Here is a 20,790-nt window from a genome sequence, read left to right on the forward strand (position 1 = left end):
GTGCGGTCATGGGTGCAGTCGGCAGAGGAGACGCAGGCGTGTCCAACCCCGTACCTCCACGCGATCGCCCGGACCAGCCGTGGCGCTCCGAGGGTGCGCCACCGCCCCAGCCGACGCCGCCCCCGAAGCGGCGCCCGCCGGGCGGCTGGGCCGCCCTGATCATCACCGCGCTGATCATCCTCGCGCTCGCGGCCGTCGGGCTGACGTTCTTCAACCAGAGCAGCCAGACCTCGATCTCGTACACCGAGTTCAGCAAGCAGGTCGCCTCCGGCAACGTCACCAAGATCTACGCCAAGGGCGACGCGATCCAGGGCCAGCTGAAGGCGAAGCAGCCCAGGCCGGGCGGGCACGGTGACTACACCCAGTTCACGACCCAGCGCCCGGCCTTCGCCGGCGACAACCTCTGGCAGGACCTCACCCGGAACAACGTCACGGTCACCGCCGAGCCGGTGGTCAAGGAACGCAGTTTTCTCTCCAACCTGCTGCTCTCGCTCGTGCCGCTGGCGCTGCTCGTCTTCCTGTGGATCTTCTTCGCGCGCCGGATGCGCAACGGCCTGGGCGGCACCGGCGGCATGTTCCATCGCAAGGCGCCGCCGCGCCCCGTCGAACTGTCGCCCGGCCCCGGACGCACCACGTTCGCCGACGTGGCCGGCATCGACGAGGTCAGGGGCGAGCTCAACGACGTCGTCGACTTCCTGAAGAACCCGGACGCCTACCGCAGGATGGGCGCCAAAATGCCGCGCGGTGTGCTCCTCGCGGGGCCGCCCGGCACCGGGAAGACGCTCCTTGCGCGCGCGGTCGCGGGCGAGGCCGGGGTGCCGTTCTTCTCGGCCTCCGCGTCCGAGTTCATCGAGATGATCGTCGGCGTCGGGGCCTCACGGGTGCGCGAGCTCTTCGCCGAGGCCCGCAAGGTCGCCCCCTCGATCATCTTCATCGACGAGATCGACACCATCGGCCGGGCCCGGGCGGCGGGCGCCGCGGTGGGCGGTCACGACGAGCGCGAGCAGACCCTCAACCAGATCCTGACCGAGATGGACGGGTTCTCCGGCTCCGAGGGCGTCATCGTCACCGCCGCCACCAACCGCGCCGACATCCTCGACCCCGCCCTCACCCGCCCTGGCCGCTTCGACCGGGTCGTCCAGGTCTCGCCGCCCGACCGCAGGGGACGCGAGGCCATCCTCAGGATCCACAGCAGGGACATCCCCCTCGCCCCGGACGTCGACCTCGATCGGGTCGCGCGCAGCACCCCCGGCATGACCGGCGCCGACCTGGCCAACCTCACGAACGAGGCCGCCCTGATGGCCGTGAAGCGCAAGCAGTCGCAGGTCACCCAGGCGGACCTGTCCGAGGCCCTGGAGAAGGTCCAGCTCGGCGCCGAGCGCCCCCTCGTGATGCCGGACGACGAGCGCCGCCGCACCGCCTACCACGAGAGCGGCCACGCCCTGCTCGGCATGCTCCAGCCCGGCGCCGACCCCGTCCGCAAGATCACCATCGTGCCGCGCGGACGCGCCCTGGGCGTCACGCTCTCCACACCGGAGACCGACCGCTACGCCTACACCGAGGAGTACCTGCGCGGACGCATCATCGGCGCACTCGGCGGGATGGCCGCCGAGCACGTCGTCTTCGGCGTCGTCACGACGGGTGCCGAGAACGACCTCGAACAGGTCACCAACATCGTGCGCGGCATGGTCGGACGCTGGGGCATGAGCCCGCGCGTCGGACGGCTCTCCGCCCTGCCGAGCGACGCGCAGCAGGCCTACGGACTCGCCGCGGCGCCCGAGACGCTCGACGCGATCGACGGGGAGATGCGGCGGATCGTGGACGAGTGCTACGACTCCGCGTGCGGGCAGCTCCAGGAGCACCGGGACAAGCTCGACGCCCTTGCGGAGGCGCTGCTCGCCAACGAGACGCTGGAGGAGGCCGCCGTCTACCAGGTCGCGGGGATCCCGCGGATGAAGAAGGACGCCTGAGCCCCGGCCCGCGCACCCCGCACCATGCGCCCTACGGCGTACGGGCGATCAGATAGCGGAAGACATTGGGCATCCACACCGTGCCGTCCCTCCGCTCGTACGGGTGCAGAGCCTCCGTCAGTTCCTTCTCCACCTGGGCCGGGTCGGTGGCCTCGACGGCCCGGTCGAACAGGCCCGTCGACAGCAGGCCGCGTACCGCGCAGTCCAGGTCGGCGTAGCCGAAGGGGCAGGCGACGCGGCCCGAGCCGTCCGGGCGCAGGCCCGCACGCTGGGCGACGTCCTCCAGGTCGTCGCGGCCGGCCGTGCGCCAACCGCCCGTGGCGCGCAGGGGATCGGGGAGCGGGGCGGTCCCCGCGCGCGGGAGGTCGAGAGCCTGGGGGAGTGCGGCCACGCGCAGCACCGCGGAGGTGGCGCAGCGCTCGGGCGGACCCCAGCCGGTGAGCACGACGCAGGTGCCGCGTGCCGTCAGCGGCGCGGCCTCGGTCAACAGGTCCAGAAGGTCCTCGGAGTCGCCCGCGACACATCCGATCGGCTGGAACGCCGTCACCACGGTGTATGTGGGGGAGGCCGGGCCGGCCAGGTCCGCGGGGCCGCCGTCGACCACCAGGGCCTCCGCGCCCGCGCGCACGCCGGGCGCCGTCTCCGCCGGCAGGCGCTCGCGCGCCAGTTCCAGCCGCTCGGGCCACGCCGCGTCCACGCCCGTCACCGCGGCGCCCCGGGCCGCCGCCAGGAGCAGCGCGAGCCCCGAGCCGCAGCCCAGCCCCAGCAGACGGTCGGCCGGGCCCAGCTCCAGCCGTTCGTACACCGCTTCGTAGAGCGGCACCAGCATCCGCTCCTGTATTTCCGCCCAGTCGCGTGCGCGTGCCCGCGGGTCCACGGGGCACCGGTCCACGGGGGGAGCCGTTCCCGTACCGTCCCGGTGCCGCCGCACGAGCGTAGGTGTCATCGAAATGCGCCCCAATCCGCCGAGAATGCCGCAGTGCCCTGTTGGTCCGCCCCGCGCAGTGCGCTCGCACTCCCCCCGTATGCCAGGGAACTCCCCATCCGCTGCCCCGTCCAGGGGTAGTGGGCCAATGGTTGCGAGCCACTGCACGACGCAACCGTGCGCCGGTGCAATCACGTTTCGTGCGCCCGTCGGCGCCGTAGCATGCGCGGCATGGCCAAGCAACCGGTGCTCACACCGCGTGCGGACGACTTCCCGCGCTGGTACCAGGACCTCGTCGCCAAGGCGGAACTCGCGGACAACGGGCCGGTGCGCGGCACCATGGTGATCCGGCCGTACGGGTACGGGCTGTGGGAGCGGATGCAGCACGACCTGGACGCCCGTATCAAGGCCACGGGCACCCAGAACGCCTACTTCCCGCTCTTCATCCCCCAGTCGTACCTGGCCCGGGAGGCCGAGCACGTCGAGGGCTTCGCACCCGAACTCGCCGTGGTCACCCACGGCGGCGGCAAGGAGCTGGAGGAGCCCGTCGTGGTACGCCCCACCTCCGAGATGATCGTCAATGACTACTTCGCCAAGTGGGTGCAGAGCTACCGGGACCTGCCGCTGCTCATCAACCAGTGGGCGAACGTCGTGCGTTGGGAGCTGCGGCCGAGGCTCTTCCTGCGGACGTCGGAGTTCCTCTGGCAGGAGGGGCACACCGCGCACGCCACGCGCGAGGAGGCCCGCGGCTTCGCGGCCCGGATCCACCGCGAGGTGTACGCGGACTTCATGGAGAACGTCCTCGCCATGGACGTCGTCCTGGGCCGCAAGACGCCACGGGAACGCTTCGCCGGGGCCGTCAACACGCTGACGCTCGAGGGGATGATGGGCGACGGCAAGGCCCTCCAGCTGGGCACGAGCCACGAGCTCGGCCAGAACTTCGCCCGCGCGTTCGACATTCGCTATCTGACCAGGGAGGGGCACCGGGAACTCGTCTGGCAGACCTCCTGGGGGTCCACCACCCGCATGATCGGCGCCCTGGTGATGATGCACGGCGACGACGACGGGCTCCGCGTCCCGCCCCGTCTCGCCCCCGTCCAGGTCGTCGTCCTGGCCGTCCGGGGCGACGAGGAGGTGCTCACCCGGGTCCGCGAGATCGGTGCCCTGCTGGCCGCCGCGGGGCTGCGCGTCCAGGTCGACGACCGGATGGACACGCCGTTCGGCCGGCGCGCCGTCGACTGGGAGCTCAAGGGGGTGCCGCTGCGCATCGAGGTGGGCCCCCGCGACCTGGAGAGCGGCACCGCGGTGCTCGCCCGCCGCATCCCCGGCGGGAAGGCGCCGATCACCGTGGGCTCCCTGGTGGGCGCGGTTCCCGTGATCCTCGAGGAGGACCAGGCGCTGCTGCTGCGGCAGGCCCGTGGACGCAGGGAGTCGCGCACCGCGGACGTCACGACGGCCGATGAGGCCGTGGAGGCCGCCTCGGCCGGCGGCTGGGCGCGCATCCCCTGGGCCGTGCTCGGCGCGGCGGGCGAGGCCCGGATCGCCGAGCACGGGGTGACCGTACGGTGTCTGGTCGCCGAGGACGGGTCGGTGCCCGACACCGATGACGCACCCGGTAACGTCGCCGTCGTGGCCCGCGCCTACTGACCGTCCGTTCGGCAACAGGGGTCACCGGGGCGCCGGCGGTCCCGGACGTACGAGCTCCGCTACGCGTCGGGGCGTACGTGTGGCTACGTACCACCTTGGTGGGAGCTGCGAGGCTTCTCCGCAGATCGGCGCACCCGCCCTCGTCCCTGCGCATCAGCGGCAACTGACGGGTACGTGCAAATTATTTGGGATGCCCCGGAATAGGAACACAGGGGCACCTCCGCTCGTTGTCACGACGTGAGCACGACACCACCTGTTCTCGCCGCAGAGCTGGCGCAGGCGTGGGCCGATATTCAGCGGCACCACCCCGAGCTGCCGGATCTCGCCGCGCCCGAATCCCTGATCGGGGAGTCGTCGTCCGCCTGTGGGCACGAGCTCTCCTTCGAACGACTCCTCCATGAGGCAGTCCATGGCATCGCCGCCGCCCGCGGTGTCCGCGACACCTCGCGCGCCGGCCGCTATCACAACCGCAGATTCCTTGCGATCGCCGAGGAGCTGGGTCTCGACCACCCGGAGGAGCCGCACCCCAGCAGCGGCTTCTCGCTGGTGACACTCAGCCCTGAGGCGAAGAAGCGGTACCGCCCGACGATCGAGCGGTTGCAGCGCGCCCTCAAGGCGCACACCGCGGCGACGGCCGCCGACACGGCCCGCAGCTTCCGGGGTCCGGCCGCCCGGCACGGCTCCTCCGGGGGCGGGGTCCGGGTCAAGGCGGTCTGCGACTGCGGCCGCAATGTCCGCGTGGTGCCGTCGGTCCTGGCCCAGGCGCCGATCATGTGCGGGGGCTGCGGCAAGCCCTTCCGCATCCCGGAGCCGGTGGGGGCGGGCGCGGGAGCGCACTGAGGCGGGCCGCCGCCACGGGCACGCGCCGGTCCGGCGCCGCGCCCGCGGGCAGCCGCCCGGAAGTGAGGACCGGAGGGGCTCCGGCGCCGGGGGGAGGCGCCGGGGGCCGATGCCGGAGGGCACGTGCAGCTGGGTGCGCGTGCTGGGTGCGCATGCCCGGCGGTGGCGAGGGTTGTCCGCGGGCTGAAGTGGTGGCGCGTGTGCTCCAGGCGTGCGCGGTGCGCGCGCCGGTGCATTGTGCGGGGCGCGCACGGGCGTAAGGCCGCTGTGCGGGGCGCACATGGGCGGGATGGTGCGCGCGGGGAGTGCGCCCGGCACGGGCGTGTCGCCCACCCGAGCGCCGGCTGCCGTTCGTGTGCGAAGGATGCGGACCCAGCCCGGTGTGCCGCGGACGATTACCCAGGCCATGTCCGTGGCGACGGATCGGCGGTGTGGCGCCCCTGCCGGATCGCACCGTCCGCCTCCCGGTACCGGCGGGGGGTCGGCAGCCGCGGGCACGGGCGCGCTCCGGGCCGCGTACGCCCCGGTCCGGCCACCCTGCGACGGTATGGCACAATGGCTAGCTGTACTCGACAGCCGCACAGGACCCCTCTCTCCTCCGGCTGACGCGTCCAGCGGGCCATCGGGTACCGCAACCCCACGCGGCATCTCGTTGTGCCCCACCACGTCAAACCAGGAGAACCCACTCCCGTGGCAGTCAAGATCAAGCTGAAGCGTCTGGGCAAGATCCGTTCGCCTCACTACCGCATCGTCGTCGCCGACTCCCGTACCCGCCGTGACGGCCGGGCCATCGAGGAGATCGGTCTGTACCACCCGGTGCAGAACCCCTCGCGCATCGAGGTCAACGCCGAGCGTGTGGCGTACTGGCTGGGTGTCGGCGCGCAGCCGACCGAGCCGGTGCTCGCCATCCTGAAGAAGACCGGCGACTGGCAGAAGTTCAAGGGCGAGCCCGCCCCGGCCCCGCTGCTGCAGCCGGAGGCCAAGGCCGCGCGTCCGTCGTTCGAGTCCCTCGGCGGCGACGACGAGGCCAAGGGTGAGGCCATCACCCAGAAGAAGAAGGCCGAGAAGAAGGACGAGGCCGCCGCTGAGTCCTCTTCGGCTGAGTCGACCGAGGCCTGAGCATGCTCGAGGAGGCTCTCGAGCACCTCGTGAAGGGCATCGTCGACAACCCTGACGATGTGCAGGTCGCTTCGCGCAACCTGCGCCGCGGGCGTGTCCTCGAGGTCCGGGTCCACCCCGACGACCTCGGCAAGGTGATCGGCCGCAATGGCCGCACCGCACGCGCTCTGCGCACCGTCGTGGGCGCCATCGGTGGCCGCGGCGTCCGCGTCGACCTCGTCGACGTGGACCAGGTTCGCTGACAATACGCAGCACCGGCTCGGGCCGGGGAGGGCTTACGAGCCGTCCCCGGCCCGCAGTCGTATCGCAAGCAATGCCCCAGGCAGACGACAGGAGAGCAAGCACAGTGCAGCTGGTAGTCGCACGGATCGGCCGCGCCCACGGCATCAAGGGCGAGGTCACCGTCGAGGTACGGACCGACGAGCCGGAGCTGAGGCTCGCGCCCGGGGCCGTCCTGGCCACCGACCCCGCCTCCCGTGGGCCGCTCACCATCGAGACCGGCCGGGTGCACAGCGGCCGGCTGCTGCTGCGCTTCGAGGGGGTCCGCGACCGCACCGCCGCCGAGGCCCTGCGCAACACCCTGCTCATCGCCGAGGTCGACCCGAAGGAGCGCCCCGAGGAGCCCGACGAGTACTACGACCACCAGCTCATGGACCTCGACGTGGTCACCGAGGACGGCATCGAGGTCGGCCGGATCACCGAGATCTCGCACCTGCCCTCGCAGGACCTCTTCGTGGTGGAACGGCCGGACGGCAGCGAGGTTTTCATCCCGTTCGTCGAGGAGATCGTCACCGAGATCGACCTGGAGGAGCAGCGGGCCGTCATCGTCCCGCCGCCCGGGCTCATCGACGACCGCGCGGTCGTCGCCTCGTCGAGGGACGAGGACGCGACGGCCGAGGACGAGAGCGCCACGGCCGACGGGACCGCGACGGCCGAGGACGAGAGCGCCACGGCCGGCGAAGACGCCACGGCCGGCGGGGATGCCGCGGAGGGCGGCCGCTGATGCGTCTCGACGTCGTCACGATCTTCCCCGAGTACCTCGAACCGCTGAACGTCTCCCTGGTCGGCAAGGCACGCGCGCGCGGTCAGCTCGACGTCCGGGTGCACGACCTGCGGCAGTGGACGTACGACCGGCACAACACCGTCGACGACACCCCCTACGGCGGCGGCCCCGGCATGGTGATGAAGACCGAACCGTGGGGTGACGCCCTCGACGACATCGTCGCCGAGGGGTACGAGACCGGCGCACGCGAGCCCGTCCTCGTCGTGCCCACGCCCAGCGGGCGGCCCTTCACCCAGGAGGTCGCCGTGGAGCTCGCGCAGCAGCCCTGGCTGATCTTCACGCCCGCCCGCTACGAGGGCATCGACCGCCGGGTCATGGACGAGTACGCCACCCGTATGCCCGTCCACGAGGTGTCCATCGGCGACTACGTGCTCGCGGGCGGCGAGGCCGCCGTCCTGGTGATCACGGAGGCCGTGGCCCGGCTGCTGCCCGGCGTACTCGGCAACGCCGAGTCGCACCGGGACGACTCCTTTGCGCCCGGCGCCATGGCCAACCTCCTGGAAGGCCCCGTCTACACCAAGCCCCCCGCCTGGCGCGGCCGCGGCATCCCGGAGGTGCTGCTCAGCGGCCACCACGGGAAGATCGCGCGCTGGCGCCGTGACGAGGCGCTGAAGCGTACGGCGGCCCACCGGCCCGACCTCATCGAGCGCTGCGACGCGGCGGCGTTCGACAAGAAGGACCGCGAAACCCTGTCCATACTGGGGTGGGCACCGGAACCGGGCGGCCGATTTTGGCGCAGGCCACAGGCCGTGGAAGAATAGCCCGCTGTTGTGCGTCGTCCGACGCGGCGCCCCTGCCACAGGGGGACACGACGCCCGGCCCGACGCGCACAGCAATCACCAACTCGAATCGACTTCCGTTGATGACCTGTGGCATCAGCGAAGAAAGCAGACATCATGTCTCACCTGCTCGACTCCGTCGACAGCGCGTCGCTGCGCAGCGACGTCCCGGCCTTCCGCCCGGGTGACACCGTCAACGTCCACGTGCGCGTCATCGAGGGCAACCGCTCCCGTGTGCAGCAGTTCAAGGGCGTCGTCATCCGCCGTCAGGGCGCCGGCGTGCGCGAGACCTTCACGGTCCGCAAGGTCTCCTTCTCTGTCGGCGTCGAGCGCACCTTCCCGGTGCACACGCCGATCGTCGAGAAGATCGAGCTCGTGACCCGCGGTGACGTCCGTCGCGCCAAGCTGTACTACCTGCGCGAGCTGCGCGGCAAGGCCGCGAAGATCAAGGAGAAGCGCGAGAACTGATCTCGCGTCCGGCTTCGCCCCCGGCACCCCGGAGGCGACAGAGCCGACAGAAGGTGTCACAGCAAGGGCGGATAGCATCTGGCCTCGATGGACACCGACACACAGCATCCGGAGCGCGGCCGCTCCCCCAGACCCGCCGAAGGCGGGGACACGGAGGAGCGGTCGCGCTTCGTGCGCATCCCGACCCGCGTCTCCCGGTTCGTCGAGTGGCTGCCCGGCGGGCGGATCACCCTGGGTGCCCTGCTGTGCCTGCTGTCCCTGCTGGTCCTCAGCCGTTTTGTGATGCAGCCGTTCGAAATTCCGAGCGGTTCGATGGAGCCCGCACTGAGAGTCGGGGACCGCGTTCTCGTAAACAAGGTGGCGTACCGTTTCGGTGCCGAGCCGAAGCGCGGCGACGTCGTTGTGTTCGACGGCACGGGATACTTCGGCGACGCCGACTATGTGAAACGTGTCGTCGGCATCGGGGGAGACCATGTGGTGTGCTGCGACAGCAAGGGGAGGATCCGGGTGAACGGCAATCCGGTCGAGGAGCCGTATCTCTACCCCGGGGACGCACCGTCCGCGGTGCCGTTCGACGTGGCCGTGCCGTCCGGGACCCTCTTCCTGCTCGGTGACCACCGAAGCGACTCCAGCGACTCGCGCGACCACCTCGGCCAGCCCGGCGGCGGCATGGTGCCCGTCACCTCCGTGATCGGCAGAGCCGCCTGGGTGGGCTGGCCCTTGAGGCACTGGGCCGCGCTCGGCCGGGGCGGCGCCCGTGGGTAACCGAGGAAGGACCCGCGCCAGCCACAGCACCGACACACGGCTGCCCACCGGATCGCGGCCCACCAGCGGCCCCGTGCTGCCGGGCCGCGCCGAGCGGCGCAAGCTCGCCCGCAAGGTGAAGCGGCGCAGGCGACGCTCGGCGATCAAGGAGATACCCCTCCTCGTCGGGGTCGCCGTACTCATAGCGCTGGTCCTGAAGACGTTCCTTGTACAGGCGTTCGTGATCCCGTCCGGCTCCATGGAGCAGACGATCCGGATCGGCGACCGCGTCCTGGTCGACAAGCTCACGCCGTGGTTCGGCGCCAAGCCGCACCGGGGGGACGTCGTCGTCTTCCAGGACCCCGGCCACTGGCTGGAGCAGGAGCAGGGCAAGAAGAAGAGCGACCCCGTCGTCGTCAAGCAGGTCAAGGAAGGGCTGACCTTCATCGGGCTGCTGCCGTCGGACAACGAACGCGACCTGATCAAGCGGGTCGTCGCGGTCGGCGGGGACGACGTCAAGTGCTGCGACGCGCAGGGCCGCGTCACCGTCAACGGCACCCCCCTCAACGAGCCGTACATCCATCCGGGCAACAAGCCCTCCGACTTCGCCTTCGAGGTACGGGTCCCCCAGGGCCGGCTCTTCGTGATGGGCGATCACCGGGCCGACTCGGCGGACTCGCGCTTCCACCGCAACGAGGGCTACGGCGGCACCGTGTCCGAGGACTCGGTGGTGGGGCGCGCCCTCGTCATCGCATGGCCCGTCGGTCACTGGCGGAAGCTGGAGGAGCCGGACACCTACGCATCGGTGACCGACGCGCGCGGAGGGTCGTCTTCCGCGCTCGGCGCGTCGCATAGGGTGGCTCCCTCGGATCTGAACGGATTGGTCCCACTCCCGACCCCTGCGGAACTCCCGCTCGTTATGGGAGTGGTGGGCCTGCATCGACTACGGGGCAGGCAGCGGCACGGAGTGAGGAGTGGATGTGGGGGATTTGGCGGTCGGCGCACGATCCGGACACGAAGGCCCCGAAGAGCGGCCGGGGCGCCCCGACGCCGCAGGCCCGAAGGACGACATGGACCCTGAGCGCGAGTTGAGCGGCGGCGGCCGCGGGGCGGAGGGCAACACCCCGCGCACGCGCGGCGACGGCCCGAAGAAGCCGAAGTCGTTCTGGAAGGAACTGCCGCTGCTCATCGGTATCGCGCTGGTCCTGGCCCTGCTGATCAAGACGTTCCTGGTGCAGGCGTTCTCCATCCCCTCCGACTCCATGCAGAACACGCTGCAGCGGGGCGACCGGGTGCTCGTGGACAAGCTGACCCCGTGGTTCGGTTCGGAGCCCCAGCGCGGCGAGGTCGTCGTCTTCCACGACCCGGACAACTGGCTCGCAGGTGAGCCGACACCGCACGTCAACCCGGTGCAGCGGGTCCTCAGCTGGATCGGCCTGATGCCGTCCGCCGAGGAGAAGGACCTCATCAAGCGGGTCGTCGCGGTCGGCGGCGACACCGTCGAGTGCAAGGGCACGGGCCCGCTGAAGATCAACGGCAAGGCGCTGAACGAGCCGTACGTCTACGCGGGCAACACCCCCTGCAGCGTCGACAATGAGGGCGGCCAGTTCAAGGTCACGGTGCCCAAGGGCAAAATCTGGGTCATGGGTGACCACCGGCAGAACTCGCTGGACTCCCGCTACCACCAGCAGGACAAGGACCAGGGCTTCGTGCCGATCGACCACGTCGTCGGCCGTGCCATCGTGGTCGCCTGGCCGCCCACCCGCTGGGCCACGCTGCCGGTGCCCAGCACGTTCGACCAGCCGGGCCTCGCCGCGGCCGAGGGCGCGGCACCCGGCGTGCTCGGGCTCGCGGGCGCGGCGCCGATCGTGCTCTGGCGCCGTCGCCGGACGACCGTGCGGATCACCGGCCCGGACACCAGGGTTACCGCCGGGAAGACCGCCGGGTAGGGTGCCGTCCCAGATCGCCGATCTTCCACGTCCCCTCGCCCGGGACGGGGGATCGATTCTCCGACCCTGGGGAGCACTGGGATGAGCAGGACACGTGGTACGGACGAGGGCCGCGGACGGCTCGGCAGCGTGCTGTCGGGACTGGCCGTGGCCCTTGGCTGTGTGCTGTTCCTCGGCGGGTTCGTCTGGGGCGCGATCGTCTACCGGCCCTACACCGTGCCGACCGAGTCGATGACCCCGACCATCGGCGCCGGTGACCGGGTCCTCGCGCAGCGCATCGACGGCAGCGAGGTCCGCCGTGGCGACGTGGTGGTCTTCCGCCAGGCCACCTGGGGCAACATGCCGATGGTCAAGCGGGTCGTCGCGGTGGGCGGCGACAAGGTGGCCTGCTGCACCGATGGCAAGCTGACGGTCAACGGCAAGGCGATCGACGAGCCCTACCTGCCGCAGGACCAGAAGGCCTCCCTGACCGGCATTCCGGCGACCGTGGTCCCCGCGGGCCGCATCTTCCTGCTCGGCGACGAGCGCAGCGGCTCGCTGGACTCCAGCGTGCACCTGGAGGACTCGGGCAAGGGCTCGGTGCCGCGCAGCGCGGTCGAGGCCCGGGTCGACGCCGTGGTGTGGCCCATGAACGGCATGCTGGACCGTCCCAGCAACTTCGAGTCCCTGCCCGGCGGCATCTCCCAGCCCGGCCCGTTCCGGACCGTGGTCGCGATCGTCGTGGCGGGCGCCGTGCTCGTCTTCGGCGGGGCCTCCTACGGGTCCGTGGCCAAGCGGCTGGCCGGCCGGCGCAGCCCGCAGCGCCGGGAGATGGCGAGTGCCGGGGTCTGACGCGGCCGTGCCGGACCGGGGGACGGACGGCGCCGCACGGCTCGGGAGCGACGTCCCCGCGCCGGTGCGCGAGCCGCGGAAGGTGGCCCGGGTCGTCCTTCTCGACCCGGAGGACCGCATCCTGCTGCTGCACGGGCACGAACCGGGCGACCGGGCCGACGACTGGTGGTTCACACCCGGCGGCGGCGTGGAGGGCGATGAGACGCGCGAGCAGGCCGCCCTGCGGGAGCTGGCCGAGGAGACCGGCATCACGGACGTCGAGCTGGGCCCGGTGCTCTGGCGGCGCCTGTGCTCCTTCCCGTTCGCCGGGCAGCGCTGGGACCAGGACGAGTGGTACTACCTGGCCCGTACGAGACGCACGGCGCCGACACCGGCGGCGGCCCTCTCGGACGGGCTGACGGAGCTGGAACGCCGCACCGTCGCCGGAGCGCGCTGGTGGACGTGCCGGGAACTGACCGAAGCACATGAGACGGTGTATCCGACCAGACTCGCCGGACTGCTGCGCAAGCTGCTCGACGAGGGTCCCCCGGCCACTCCTGAGGTTCTGGACACCGAAATCGTCTAGAGGCCCCCAGGACTGGCGCACAATGGGGGGATCGCACGGCTGAAGGGGAACATGCCATGAGCGCCGAGGACCTCGAGAAGTACGAGACCGAGATGGAGCTGAAGCTCTACCGGGAGTACCGCGATGTCGTCGGTCTGTTCAAATACGTGATCGAGACCGAGCGGCGCTTCTACCTCACCAACGACTACGAGATGCAGGTGCACTCGGTCCAGGGCGAGGTGTTCTTCGAGGTGTCGATGGCGGACGCCTGGGTCTGGGACATGTACCGACCCGCGCGGTTCGTCAAGCAGGTACGGGTGCTGACGTTCAAGGACGTGAACATCGAGGAGCTGAACAAGAGCGACCTGGAGCTCCCCGGCGGCTGAGGGCCACCCGGCTGAGCCAGGGGCTCCGCCCTGACCGGTGAGGGCTCCCCGCCAACAGCGGGGGCTCCGCGCCCGGCCGACCGAGGGACTCCGGCCCTCGTCGGCCCGACCGTGCGCTCGCGAGCACCGGCCCGGCAGCTCGAAAACCCGCTCACGAGACCACTCGTACGGGTGGTGGAGTTATCCCCAATCGGACGGCCATCCACCAAGATCCCATAGCGTGCCGGCCCTGCCCCAGTGTGGGTGCCGGAGGTGGTGCGACATGAACGCACGCACGGCACGCAACGCACGCACGGCACGCAGCGCACTGGGCAGATACGGCGAGGACGTGGCCGCGCGGCGGCTGACCGAGGCCGGGATGACGGTTCTGGAGCGCAACTGGCGCTGCGGCAGAACCGGCGAGATCGACATCGTGGCCCGGGACGGCGACGCCCTGGTCGTCTGCGAGGTCAAGACCCGCAGGGCGGGCTCCTTCGAACACCCCATGGCGTCGGTCACGCCCGCCAAGGCGGAGCGGCTGCGCGGACTCGCCGAGCGCTGGACCCAGGAACACGGGGGCGCACCACCCGGCGGGGTGCGGATCGACCTGGTGGGCGTCCTGCTCCCGGAGCGTGGCGCGCCGGTCGTCGAGCACGCACGGGGGGTGGCCTGATGGGATTCGCGCGTACGTGCTCGGTGGCGCTGGTCGGCGTCGAGGGTGTCGTCGTCGAGGTGCAGGCCGACCTGGAACCCGGGGTGGCCGCCTTCACGCTCGTCGGGCTCCCCGACAAGAGCCTCACCGAGAGCCGGGACCGGGTCAGGGCGGCCGTGGTGAACTCGGGCGCGGCCTGGCCCCAGAAGAAGCTCACGGTCGGCCTCAGCCCGGCGTCCGTGCCCAAGGGCGGCAGTGGATTCGACCTGGCCGTCGCCAGCGCCGTGCTCGGAGCCGCCGAGCGCATCGACCCCCGTGTGCTCGCCGACATCGTCATGATCGGCGAACTCGGGCTCGACGGCCGCGTGCGCCCCGTGCGGGGCGTCCTCCCGGCCGTCCTGGCCGCGGCCGACGCCGGATACGAGCAGGTCGTCGTCCCCGAGTCCGCGGCCGCAGAGGCGTCGCTGGTGCCGGGTGTCTCGGTGCTGGGCGTGCGGAGCCTGCGGCAGCTGATCGCGGTGCTGACGGACGAGCCCGTGCCCGAGGAGGACCCGGACGAGGAAGGCCGTGCGGGCCGGCTGCTCGCCGGCCTGTGCGCACCCGGGACGGGGTTCGGCGCCGGCCTCGGGGGCGTCGCGGCCGCACCCCAGGACCAGGCCTGCGACCTCGCCGACGTCGTCGGCCAGCGGTCGGCGAGGACAGCCGTGGAGGTCGCGGCGGCGGGCCGGCACCACCTCTTCCTCCAGGGGCCGCCCGGCGCCGGCAAGACGATGCTCGCCGAGCGTCTGCCATCGGTCCTGCCACGGCTCACCAGGGAGGAGTCGCTGGAGGTGACGGCCGTGCACTCGGTCGCCGGCATGCTGCCGCACGGCAAGCCGCTGGTGGACGTGCCGCCCTACTGCGCGCCCCACCACTCCGCGACCATGCAGTCCCTCGTCGGGGGCGGCAAGGGACTGGCCCGGCCCGGTGCGGTGTCACTGGCCCACCGGGGCGTTCTCTTCCTGGACGAGGCGCCGGAGTTCAGCGGCCATGCCCTGGACGCCCTGCGCCAGCCCCTCGAATCCGGGCACGTCGTGGTCGCACGCAGCGCGGGCGTGGTGCGCTTCCCGGCGCGGTTTCTGATGGTGCTGGCCGCGAACCCCTGCCCCTGCGGGCGTTTCACCCAGGTGGGCGACATGTGCGACTGTCCGCCCTCCGCCATCCGCCGGTACCAGGCCCGGCTCTCCGGACCGCTGCTCGACCGGGTCGACCTCAGAGTCGAGGTGGAGCCCGTGACCAGGGCCGAACTGATGGCGGGCGACACGAGGGGCGAGTCCACACGGGACGTCGCCGATCGCGTTCTCGCGGCGCGCGAGCGGGCCGCCGCACGGCTGGCGGGCACCCCGTGGCGCACCAACGGCGAGGTGCCGGGACACGAACTGCGCACCCGTTGGCACGCGGTGGCCGGGGCGATGGCCGAAGCCGAGCGGGGCCTCGAGCGAGGGCTGCTGACGGCGCGAGGCCTCGACCGCGTCCTGCGCGTCGCCTGGACCGTGGCGGACCTGGCCGGACACCCCCGGCCGGACGCGGGGGACGTGGGCCTCGCCCTCCAACTGCGTACCGGGATCCCCCGTGGGGTGCCGATGACGATCGGCGCACCGGCGTGACTCGCGACGGCGCGGACGGGGAACGCCTGGCCCGCGCATTGCTCTGCCGGGTCCTGGAGCCCGGCGACGAGGCCGGTGGACGGTGGCTGCGGCAGTGGGGGCCCGAGGCCGTGGCAGAGCGGCTGCGCGGTGCCGGGACGCCCCTGCCCGGGGTGACGGAGAAGCGGTGGGCGGGCCTGCAGGCGCGCGCCGCCCATGCCCGGCCCCGGCAGGACCTGGACACCGCCCGGGCGGCCGGTGCCCGCTTCGTGTGTCCCGGTGACGCCGAGTGGCCGGCGCAGCTCGACGACCTGGGCGATGCGCGCCCCATCGGGCTGTGGATCCGCGGCCGTGCCCACCTGCGGATATGGGCGCTGCGCTCGGTCGCGCTGGTGGGGGCCCGCGCCTGCACCTCGTACGGCGCCCATATGGCCATGACGCTGGGCGCGGGCCTGGCCGAGCGGGGCTGGGTCGTCGTGTCCGGTGGGGCCTACGGCGTGGACGGCGCGGCGCACCGCGGGGCGCTCGGCGCGGCCGGGGCCACCGTGGCCGTGCTGGCCTGCGGCGTCGACCAGCCCTATCCGCGAGGCCACGCCGAGCTGATCGAGCGGATCGCTCAGCAGGGCCTCCTGGTCGGTGAGCTGCCGCCGGGCGACCATCCGACGCCCAGCCGGTTCGTGCTTCGCAACCGGGTGATCGCCGCGCTCACCCGCGGCACCGTCGTCGTCGAGGCGGCGTACCGCAGCGGTGCGCTGTCCACCGCCCGGAGCGCGCAGCGGCTCGGCCGGCTCACGATGGGCGTCCCCGGACCCGCCACCAGCGGGCTCTCCGCCGGGGTGCACGAGCTGCTGCGCGGCGAGGCCGTCCTGGTGTCCGACGCGGCGGATGTCGTCGAGCTGGTCGGCGGCATGGGGGAGCTGGCTCCGGAGCGGCGCGGTCCGGTCCTGCCGCGCGATCTGCTCGCCCCGGGCGCCGGGCGCGTCCTGGCCGCGCTCCCCGCCCGGGGAACCGCCCGGGTCGAGGACATCGCCCGCGGCGCCGGGACCACCCCCGATGACGCGGTCGGCAGACTGTACGAACTTCGCTCACTGGGGTTCGTCGAACGACACAGCGATGGCTGGCAGTTGACACGCCAGGCGATCGTGTCGCTGTTTCCTTCCGGGCGGAGTCGGTGACCGAGCGTGCTCGGCCGTCCGGCCATCCCCCCGAAAGCCCGGGAATTCACGGCAGTTGACGGGCCGTTCCCGCTACGCTCAGCAACCATCGCGCAACCGCGCGCCCTCCCGCGGAACGTATCTGCGCAGGGGTGATCCCCGCTTCTTCGCGCACCGCGACACTCCAGTCACGCTACGCTCACAGGATTCCGACTTCGACAGACAACTCCCAGGCGATTCAGGGTGGGACCGGGCGCCGCGCTCGGTCCCGCCCGGTTCATGGCAGAACGGCACGAGAGCGACGAATGCCCCAGCACACCTCCGGGTCTGACCGGGCGGCAGCTCCCCCCGCTGCCCGCGGCAGCGTGCGGCCTCCCGCCCCCTCGACGCTCGACGAGCTGTGGCGGTCGTACAAGGCGACGGGCGACGGGCGGCTGCGCGAGCAGCTGATCCTGCACTACTCGCCGCTCGTCAAATACGTCGCGGGACGGGTCAGCGTAGGGCTGCCGCCCAATGTGGAGCAGGCCGACTTCGTTTCGTCGGGCGTGTTCGGGCTGATCGACGCGATCGAGAAGTTCGACATCGAGCGCGAGATCAAGTTCGAGACCTATGCGATCACCCGTATCCGCGGAGCGATGATCGACGAGCTGCGGGCACTCGACTGGATCCCCCGCTCCGTGCGGCAGAAGGCACGCAATGTCGAGCGGGCGTACGCCACCCTGGAGGCCCAGCTGCGGCGCACGCCCACCGAGAGCGAGGTGGCCGCCGAGATGGGTATCGCGCTGGAGGAACTGCACGCGGTGTTCGGCCAGTTGTCGCTGGCCAACGTGGTGGCCCTGGAGGAGCTGCTGCACGTCGGCGGCGAGGGCGGCGACCGGCTCAGCCTCATGGACACGCTGGAGGACACCTCCGCCGACAACCCCGTCGAGGTGGCCGAGGACCGCGAGCTGCGCCGGTTCCTGGCCCGCGCCATCAACACCCTGCCGGAGCGCGAGAAGACCGTGGTGACCCTGTACTACTACGAAGGGCTCACGCTCGCCGAGATCGGCAACGTCCTCGGGGTGACCGAGAGCCGGGTGAGCCAGATCCACACGAAGTCGGTACTCCAGCTCAGGGCGAAGCTGGCCGCCTTCGGGCGCTGACGGAGGCGAATCGTCCCTGCCGCGCGTTGCCCGGCGCCCGGCGCGCGCCACGCGCCCCCGGACCGCGCCGGGCAGGCTCCCGCCCCGCCGAGCGCCTCCGTACAGTGGAGGGCGTGCCAAGGATTCGAGCGGCCTCCGTGGCCGAGCACAGGTCGATGCAGCGCAGCGCTCTTCTGGACGCCGCCCGTTCCCTGCTGTCCGAGGGCGGTACGGAAGCGCTGACCTTCCCCGCACTCGCCGAGCGCACGGGCCTCGCGCGGTCCTCGGTCTACGAGTACTTCCGGTCGCGGGCCGCCGTCGTCGAGGAGCTGTGCGAGGTCGACTTCCCGGTGTGGGCGGCCGAGGTCGAGGCGGCGATGGAGCGCGCCGACGGACCCGAGGCCAAGGTCGAGGCGTATGTGAGACAGCAGCTCGCGCTCGTCGGCGACCGGCGCCACCGGGCCGTGGTCGCCATCTCCGCGAGCGAGCTGGATGCCGGGGCCCGGGAGAAGATTCGTGCCGCGCACGGCGGGCTGGTCGCCATGATCGTGGAGGCGCTGGCCGCCATGGGGCACCGGGAGCCGCGGCTGGCCGCCATGCTGGTCCAGGGCATCGTCGACGCGGCGGTGCGGCGCATCGAGCTCGGCGCTGCGGAGGCGCCCTCGGCCATCACCGAGGCGGCCGTTTCCCTTGCCCTCAGGGGAGTTCGGGGCTGAGTCCCCGGGCGGCGTACCCGGGCTCGGGGACGAGTGCACCGACCATGTGACCTGGCCCGGTGTCGCACTCCGCACGGTGTGACCGGCTCCGGGGTCGACGCTCCGGACAAGGTGCCCGCCTCTGGGCGACGCTCCGGGGCGGGGTGACCGGCTCCGGGGCCGACGCCTCGGATGGGGTGACCTGGCCCGGGGCCGACGCCGCGGACGGGGTGACCCTTCCCCGGGTCGCAGCTCGGACGGGTGACCCGGTGCCGGATCCGGGACCGGGTCACTAAGCTCCGGCCCGCCTGCGTTCACTCCGGCCCGCCCGTGGCCGGCACGGGCAACAGGCGCGACGGGCCGCCCCGCAGCAGCCACGGAGGCAGTAGCGACAACGGGTCCAGGTAGGTCTCCCCCCGGCGCAGCCCCCAGTGCAGACAGCTCACCGGGCAGTGGGCCCACCCCTCCGCCACATAGCCCAGCAGCTGGCCCGCGCCCACCTCCTCGCCCTTGTGCACCACCGGCCGGAGCGGCTGATACGTCGTGCGCAGCGGGGGGTCGCCCGTGCCGGGCAGATCCACCGAGACGACGCCGCGCCCCGCGACCCGTCCCGCGAAGGACACGCGTCCGGCCGCCGCCGCCCGTACCGGCACGCCCGCGGACGCCGCGAGGTCCACTCCCCGGTGACCGGCGCCGTACCGCGTGGCCGGAGGGTCCCAGCCGCGCAGCACCACCGGGCGTACCCCGACCGGCCAGTTCCGCCCGGCGGCCGGAACGGGCGAGGCCGAGGGCGTCCGCGAGGGCGACGGAGGAGGCGCAGGGGGCGCGGGCGATGCAGGGGGCGCGGGCGACGGAGCGGGGGCGGCCGCGGGAGCCGCCCCCCGCGCCGCGGAGGCGCGCGGCCCCGCGCGCACTCCCACTGCAGAGTCCGGCCCCGCGCGCACCCCCGCCACGGCTGCCAGGGCCGCCGCGCTCCCGAACAGCAGCAGGGCCGCCGTCACCACCGCGAGCGCGGGTGCGCCCCACGGCCGGGGCCCGGCCTGCGGCGCGCCCCTGCCCGTCCCCATCGATCCGTGTCGCATGCGCCCACGGTCCCGCCCCGCGGCGCATCCCGGGGATCTTGGTCCGGAACTGTGGACAACCGGCCAGTTGTGGAGAGCGGCGTCACCCGGCGCTCCGGCGGTCCCGTACACTTCTTGTGGCGATCCGGGTCACCGGGTCGACTTCGCACGCCCCGACACCGGTCCGTCGATTCTCACGATGCGAACGTGTGTCAGCGCCCCTCGGTCCTTTGTGGCACGGCGCGCTCGGGCGTCAGGCGCGACCGCCGTCCGGCGGACGCGACAACCGAGAATTAGGAGAACACGGCCATGGCCGTCGTCACGATGCGGGAGCTGCTTGAGAGCGGCGTCCACTTCGGTCACCAGACCCGTCGCTGGAACCCGAAGATGAAGCGCTTCATCTTCACCGAGCGCAACGGCATCTACATCATCGACCTGCTCCAGTCGCTGTCGTACATCGACCGCGCCTACGAGTTCGTCAAGGAGACCGTCGCCCACGGCGGCACGGTCATGTTCGTCGGCACGAAGAAGCAGGCGCAGGAGGCCATCGCCGAGCAGGCCACCCGCGTCGGCATGCCCTACGTCAACCAGCGCTGGCTGGGCGGCATGCTCACCAACTTCTCGACCGTCTACAAGCGTCTGCAGCGCCTCAAGGAGCTCGAGCAGATCGACTTCGAGGACGTCGCGGCCTCCGGTCTGACCAAGAAGGAGCTCCTGGTCCTCTCCCGCGAGAAGGCCAAGCTCGAGAAGACCCTCGGCGGTATCCGCGAGATGCAGAAGGTGCCCAGCGCCGTCTGGATCGTGGACACCAAGAAGGAGCACATCGCGGTCGGTGAGGCCCGGAAGCTCAACATCCCGGTCGTCGCCATCCTCGACACCAACTGCGACCCGGACGAGGTCGACTACAAGATCCCGGGCAACGACGACGCCATCCGCTCCGTCACCCTGCTCACCCGCGTGATCGCCGACGCCGTCGCCGAGGGCCTCATCGCCCGCTCCGGTGCCGCCGCCGAGGCGAAGGGTGAGAAGGCCGCCGGCGAGCCCCTCGCCGAGTGGGAGCGCGACCTGCTCGAGGGCGAGAAGAAGGCGGACGCCGAGGCCGCCGCTCCGGCCGCCGAGGCTGCTCCGGCCGCCGAGGCCGAGAAGCCGGCCGAGGACGAGAAGCCGGCCGAGGACGAGAAGCCGGCCGACGCCCCGGCCGCGGACGCCGAGCAGGCCTGACCCCTCACCCCTTCGGG

General features: G+C 72.2%; 22 protein-coding genes. 20 read left to right on the forward strand and 2 right to left on the reverse strand.

The annotated features are described in order from the left end of the window. Positions 1 to 38 precede the first annotated feature (38 nt). Positions 39 to 1,970, forward strand: coding sequence for an ATP-dependent zinc metalloprotease FtsH (ftsH, locus tag ACWCP6_RS32685; RefSeq protein WP_450936234.1), 1,932 nt, complete (start codon positions 39 to 41; stop codon positions 1,968 to 1,970). Positions 1,971 to 2,001: 31 nt separating this feature from the next. Here ftsH and ACWCP6_RS32690 read toward each other — a convergent pair whose 3' ends face one another. Continuing rightward, a complete protein-coding gene (locus ACWCP6_RS32690; RefSeq protein ID WP_450936235.1) occupies positions 2,002 to 2,916 on the reverse strand; it encodes an SAM-dependent methyltransferase in 915 nt (304 codons plus the stop codon). Positions 2,917 to 3,126: 210 nt separating this feature from the next. On the opposite strand from ACWCP6_RS32690, the gene proS reads away from it, so the two are divergent. The 18 genes from proS (at position 3,127) to ACWCP6_RS32780 (ending at position 18,512) form a co-directional block, all read left to right on the forward strand. Beyond that, positions 3,127 to 4,542: a proline--tRNA ligase gene (gene proS / locus ACWCP6_RS32695; RefSeq protein WP_450936236.1), complete on the forward strand. Its 1,416-nt coding sequence runs from the start codon at positions 3,127 to 3,129 to the stop codon at positions 4,540 to 4,542. A gap of 237 nt (positions 4,543 to 4,779) precedes the next feature. Next, complete coding sequence (locus ACWCP6_RS32700; RefSeq protein WP_450936237.1) at positions 4,780 to 5,382, forward strand: hypothetical protein; 603 nt, start codon at positions 4,780 to 4,782, stop codon at positions 5,380 to 5,382. A gap of 690 nt (positions 5,383 to 6,072) precedes the next feature. After that, positions 6,073 to 6,501, forward strand: a complete 429-nt coding sequence (gene rpsP / locus ACWCP6_RS32705; protein WP_450936238.1) for a 30S ribosomal protein S16 — start codon at positions 6,073 to 6,075, stop codon at positions 6,499 to 6,501. Positions 6,502 to 6,503: 2 nt separating this feature from the next. Continuing rightward, the gene (locus ACWCP6_RS32710; protein ID WP_014176063.1) at positions 6,504 to 6,743 is read left to right on the forward strand and encodes an RNA-binding protein; all 240 of its coding nucleotides are present in this window, start codon (positions 6,504 to 6,506) and stop codon (positions 6,741 to 6,743) included. Between the two features lie 104 nt (positions 6,744 to 6,847). Continuing rightward, complete coding sequence (gene rimM / locus ACWCP6_RS32715) at positions 6,848 to 7,504, forward strand: ribosome maturation factor RimM (RefSeq protein ID WP_450936239.1); 657 nt, start codon at positions 6,848 to 6,850, stop codon at positions 7,502 to 7,504. Continuing rightward, complete coding sequence (trmD, locus tag ACWCP6_RS32720) at positions 7,504 to 8,325, forward strand: tRNA (guanosine(37)-N1)-methyltransferase TrmD (RefSeq protein WP_450936240.1); 822 nt, start codon at positions 7,504 to 7,506, stop codon at positions 8,323 to 8,325. Before rimM ends, trmD begins: the two co-directional genes overlap by 1 nt. A 135-nt stretch (positions 8,326 to 8,460) precedes the next feature. Continuing rightward, positions 8,461 to 8,811, forward strand: coding sequence for a 50S ribosomal protein L19 (gene rplS / locus ACWCP6_RS32725; protein ID WP_004924850.1), 351 nt, complete (start codon positions 8,461 to 8,463; stop codon positions 8,809 to 8,811). 87 nt (positions 8,812 to 8,898) lie between these two features. After that, positions 8,899 to 9,576 carry a signal peptidase I gene (lepB, locus tag ACWCP6_RS32730; RefSeq protein ID WP_450936241.1) on the forward strand — a complete coding sequence of 226 codons (678 nt, stop codon included), beginning with the start codon at positions 8,899 to 8,901 and terminating at the stop codon, positions 9,574 to 9,576. After that, positions 9,569 to 10,636, forward strand: a complete 1,068-nt coding sequence (gene lepB, locus ACWCP6_RS32735; RefSeq protein ID WP_450936242.1) for a signal peptidase I — start codon at positions 9,569 to 9,571, stop codon at positions 10,634 to 10,636. The genes lepB (ACWCP6_RS32730) and lepB (ACWCP6_RS32735) overlap by 8 nt, the downstream gene beginning before the upstream one ends. Continuing rightward, positions 10,536 to 11,504 carry a signal peptidase I gene (gene lepB / locus ACWCP6_RS32740; RefSeq protein WP_450936243.1) on the forward strand — a complete coding sequence of 323 codons (969 nt, stop codon included), beginning with the start codon at positions 10,536 to 10,538 and terminating at the stop codon, positions 11,502 to 11,504. Before lepB (ACWCP6_RS32735) ends, lepB (ACWCP6_RS32740) begins: the two co-directional genes overlap by 101 nt. A gap of 81 nt (positions 11,505 to 11,585) precedes the next feature. Beyond that, positions 11,586 to 12,335 carry a signal peptidase I gene (gene lepB, locus ACWCP6_RS32745; protein ID WP_450936244.1) on the forward strand — a complete coding sequence of 250 codons (750 nt, stop codon included), beginning with the start codon at positions 11,586 to 11,588 and terminating at the stop codon, positions 12,333 to 12,335. A 64-nt stretch (positions 12,336 to 12,399) separates the two neighbouring features. Further along, positions 12,400 to 12,900: an NUDIX hydrolase gene (locus ACWCP6_RS32750; protein ID WP_450936263.1), complete on the forward strand. Its 501-nt coding sequence runs from the start codon at positions 12,400 to 12,402 to the stop codon at positions 12,898 to 12,900. Between the two features lie 56 nt (positions 12,901 to 12,956). Continuing rightward, positions 12,957 to 13,265 (forward strand): DUF2469 domain-containing protein, encoded by a 309-nt coding sequence (locus ACWCP6_RS32755; protein ID WP_003965949.1) that lies wholly within the window; start codon positions 12,957 to 12,959, stop codon positions 13,263 to 13,265. A 262-nt stretch (positions 13,266 to 13,527) separates the two neighbouring features. Beyond that, positions 13,528 to 13,917 (forward strand): YraN family protein, encoded by a 390-nt coding sequence (locus tag ACWCP6_RS32760; protein WP_450936245.1) that lies wholly within the window; start codon positions 13,528 to 13,530, stop codon positions 13,915 to 13,917. Continuing rightward, positions 13,917 to 15,542: a YifB family Mg chelatase-like AAA ATPase gene (locus ACWCP6_RS32765; protein ID WP_450936246.1), complete on the forward strand. Its 1,626-nt coding sequence runs from the start codon at positions 13,917 to 13,919 to the stop codon at positions 15,540 to 15,542. Before ACWCP6_RS32760 ends, ACWCP6_RS32765 begins: the two co-directional genes overlap by 1 nt. Then, complete coding sequence (gene dprA / locus ACWCP6_RS32770) at positions 15,539 to 16,696, forward strand: DNA-processing protein DprA (protein WP_450936247.1); 1,158 nt, start codon at positions 15,539 to 15,541, stop codon at positions 16,694 to 16,696. The genes ACWCP6_RS32765 and dprA overlap by 4 nt, the downstream gene beginning before the upstream one ends. Positions 16,697 to 16,980: 284 nt before the next feature. Beyond that, complete coding sequence (gene whiG, locus ACWCP6_RS32775; protein WP_450936248.1) at positions 16,981 to 17,817, forward strand: RNA polymerase sigma factor WhiG; 837 nt, start codon at positions 16,981 to 16,983, stop codon at positions 17,815 to 17,817. Positions 17,818 to 17,954: 137 nt separating this feature from the next. Further along, positions 17,955 to 18,512 (forward strand): TetR/AcrR family transcriptional regulator, encoded by a 558-nt coding sequence (locus ACWCP6_RS32780; RefSeq protein WP_450936264.1) that lies wholly within the window; start codon positions 17,955 to 17,957, stop codon positions 18,510 to 18,512. A 293-nt stretch (positions 18,513 to 18,805) separates the two neighbouring features. Here the strand turns inward: ACWCP6_RS32780 and ACWCP6_RS32785 are convergent, their stop codons facing one another. Further along, entirely contained in the window at positions 18,806 to 19,573 is a 768-nt protein-coding gene (locus tag ACWCP6_RS32785; protein WP_450936249.1) for a peptidoglycan DD-metalloendopeptidase family protein, read from the reverse strand. A gap of 288 nt (positions 19,574 to 19,861) precedes the next feature. Here ACWCP6_RS32785 and rpsB point away from each other — a divergent pair, with 288 nt between their 5' ends. Then, positions 19,862 to 20,773, forward strand: a complete 912-nt coding sequence (gene rpsB, locus ACWCP6_RS32790; protein ID WP_450936250.1) for a 30S ribosomal protein S2 — start codon at positions 19,862 to 19,864, stop codon at positions 20,771 to 20,773. Positions 20,774 to 20,790 lie beyond the last annotated feature (17 nt).

It is taken from the genome of Streptomyces sp. NPDC002004 (assembly GCF_053593975.1).

Coding starts and splice junctions, on each gene's coding strand:
- proS (WP_450936236.1), top strand. CDS start 3,127: ATGGCCAAGCAACCGGTGCTCACACCGCGTGCGGACGACTTCCCGCGC.
- rpsB (WP_450936250.1), top strand. CDS start 19,862: ATGGCCGTCGTCACGATGCGGGAGCTGCTTGAGAGCGGCGTCCACTTC.
- rplS (WP_004924850.1), top strand. CDS start 8,461: ATGTCTCACCTGCTCGACTCCGTCGACAGCGCGTCGCTGCGCAGCGAC.
- lepB (WP_450936241.1), top strand. CDS start 8,899: ATGGACACCGACACACAGCATCCGGAGCGCGGCCGCTCCCCCAGACCC.
- ACWCP6_RS32760 (WP_450936245.1), top strand. CDS start 13,528: ATGAACGCACGCACGGCACGCAACGCACGCACGGCACGCAGCGCACTG.
- ACWCP6_RS32765 (WP_450936246.1), top strand. CDS start 13,917: ATGGGATTCGCGCGTACGTGCTCGGTGGCGCTGGTCGGCGTCGAGGGT.
- lepB (WP_450936244.1), top strand. CDS start 11,586: ATGAGCAGGACACGTGGTACGGACGAGGGCCGCGGACGGCTCGGCAGC.
- ACWCP6_RS32755 (WP_003965949.1), top strand. CDS start 12,957: ATGAGCGCCGAGGACCTCGAGAAGTACGAGACCGAGATGGAGCTGAAG.
- ACWCP6_RS32690 (WP_450936235.1), bottom strand. CDS start 2,916: ATGACACCTACGCTCGTGCGGCGGCACCGGGACGGTACGGGAACGGCT.
- whiG (WP_450936248.1), top strand. CDS start 16,981: ATGCCCCAGCACACCTCCGGGTCTGACCGGGCGGCAGCTCCCCCCGCT.
- ACWCP6_RS32710 (WP_014176063.1), top strand. CDS start 6,504: ATGCTCGAGGAGGCTCTCGAGCACCTCGTGAAGGGCATCGTCGACAAC.
- ACWCP6_RS32785 (WP_450936249.1), bottom strand. CDS start 19,573: ATGCGACACGGATCGATGGGGACGGGCAGGGGCGCGCCGCAGGCCGGG.
- trmD (WP_450936240.1), top strand. CDS start 7,504: ATGCGTCTCGACGTCGTCACGATCTTCCCCGAGTACCTCGAACCGCTG.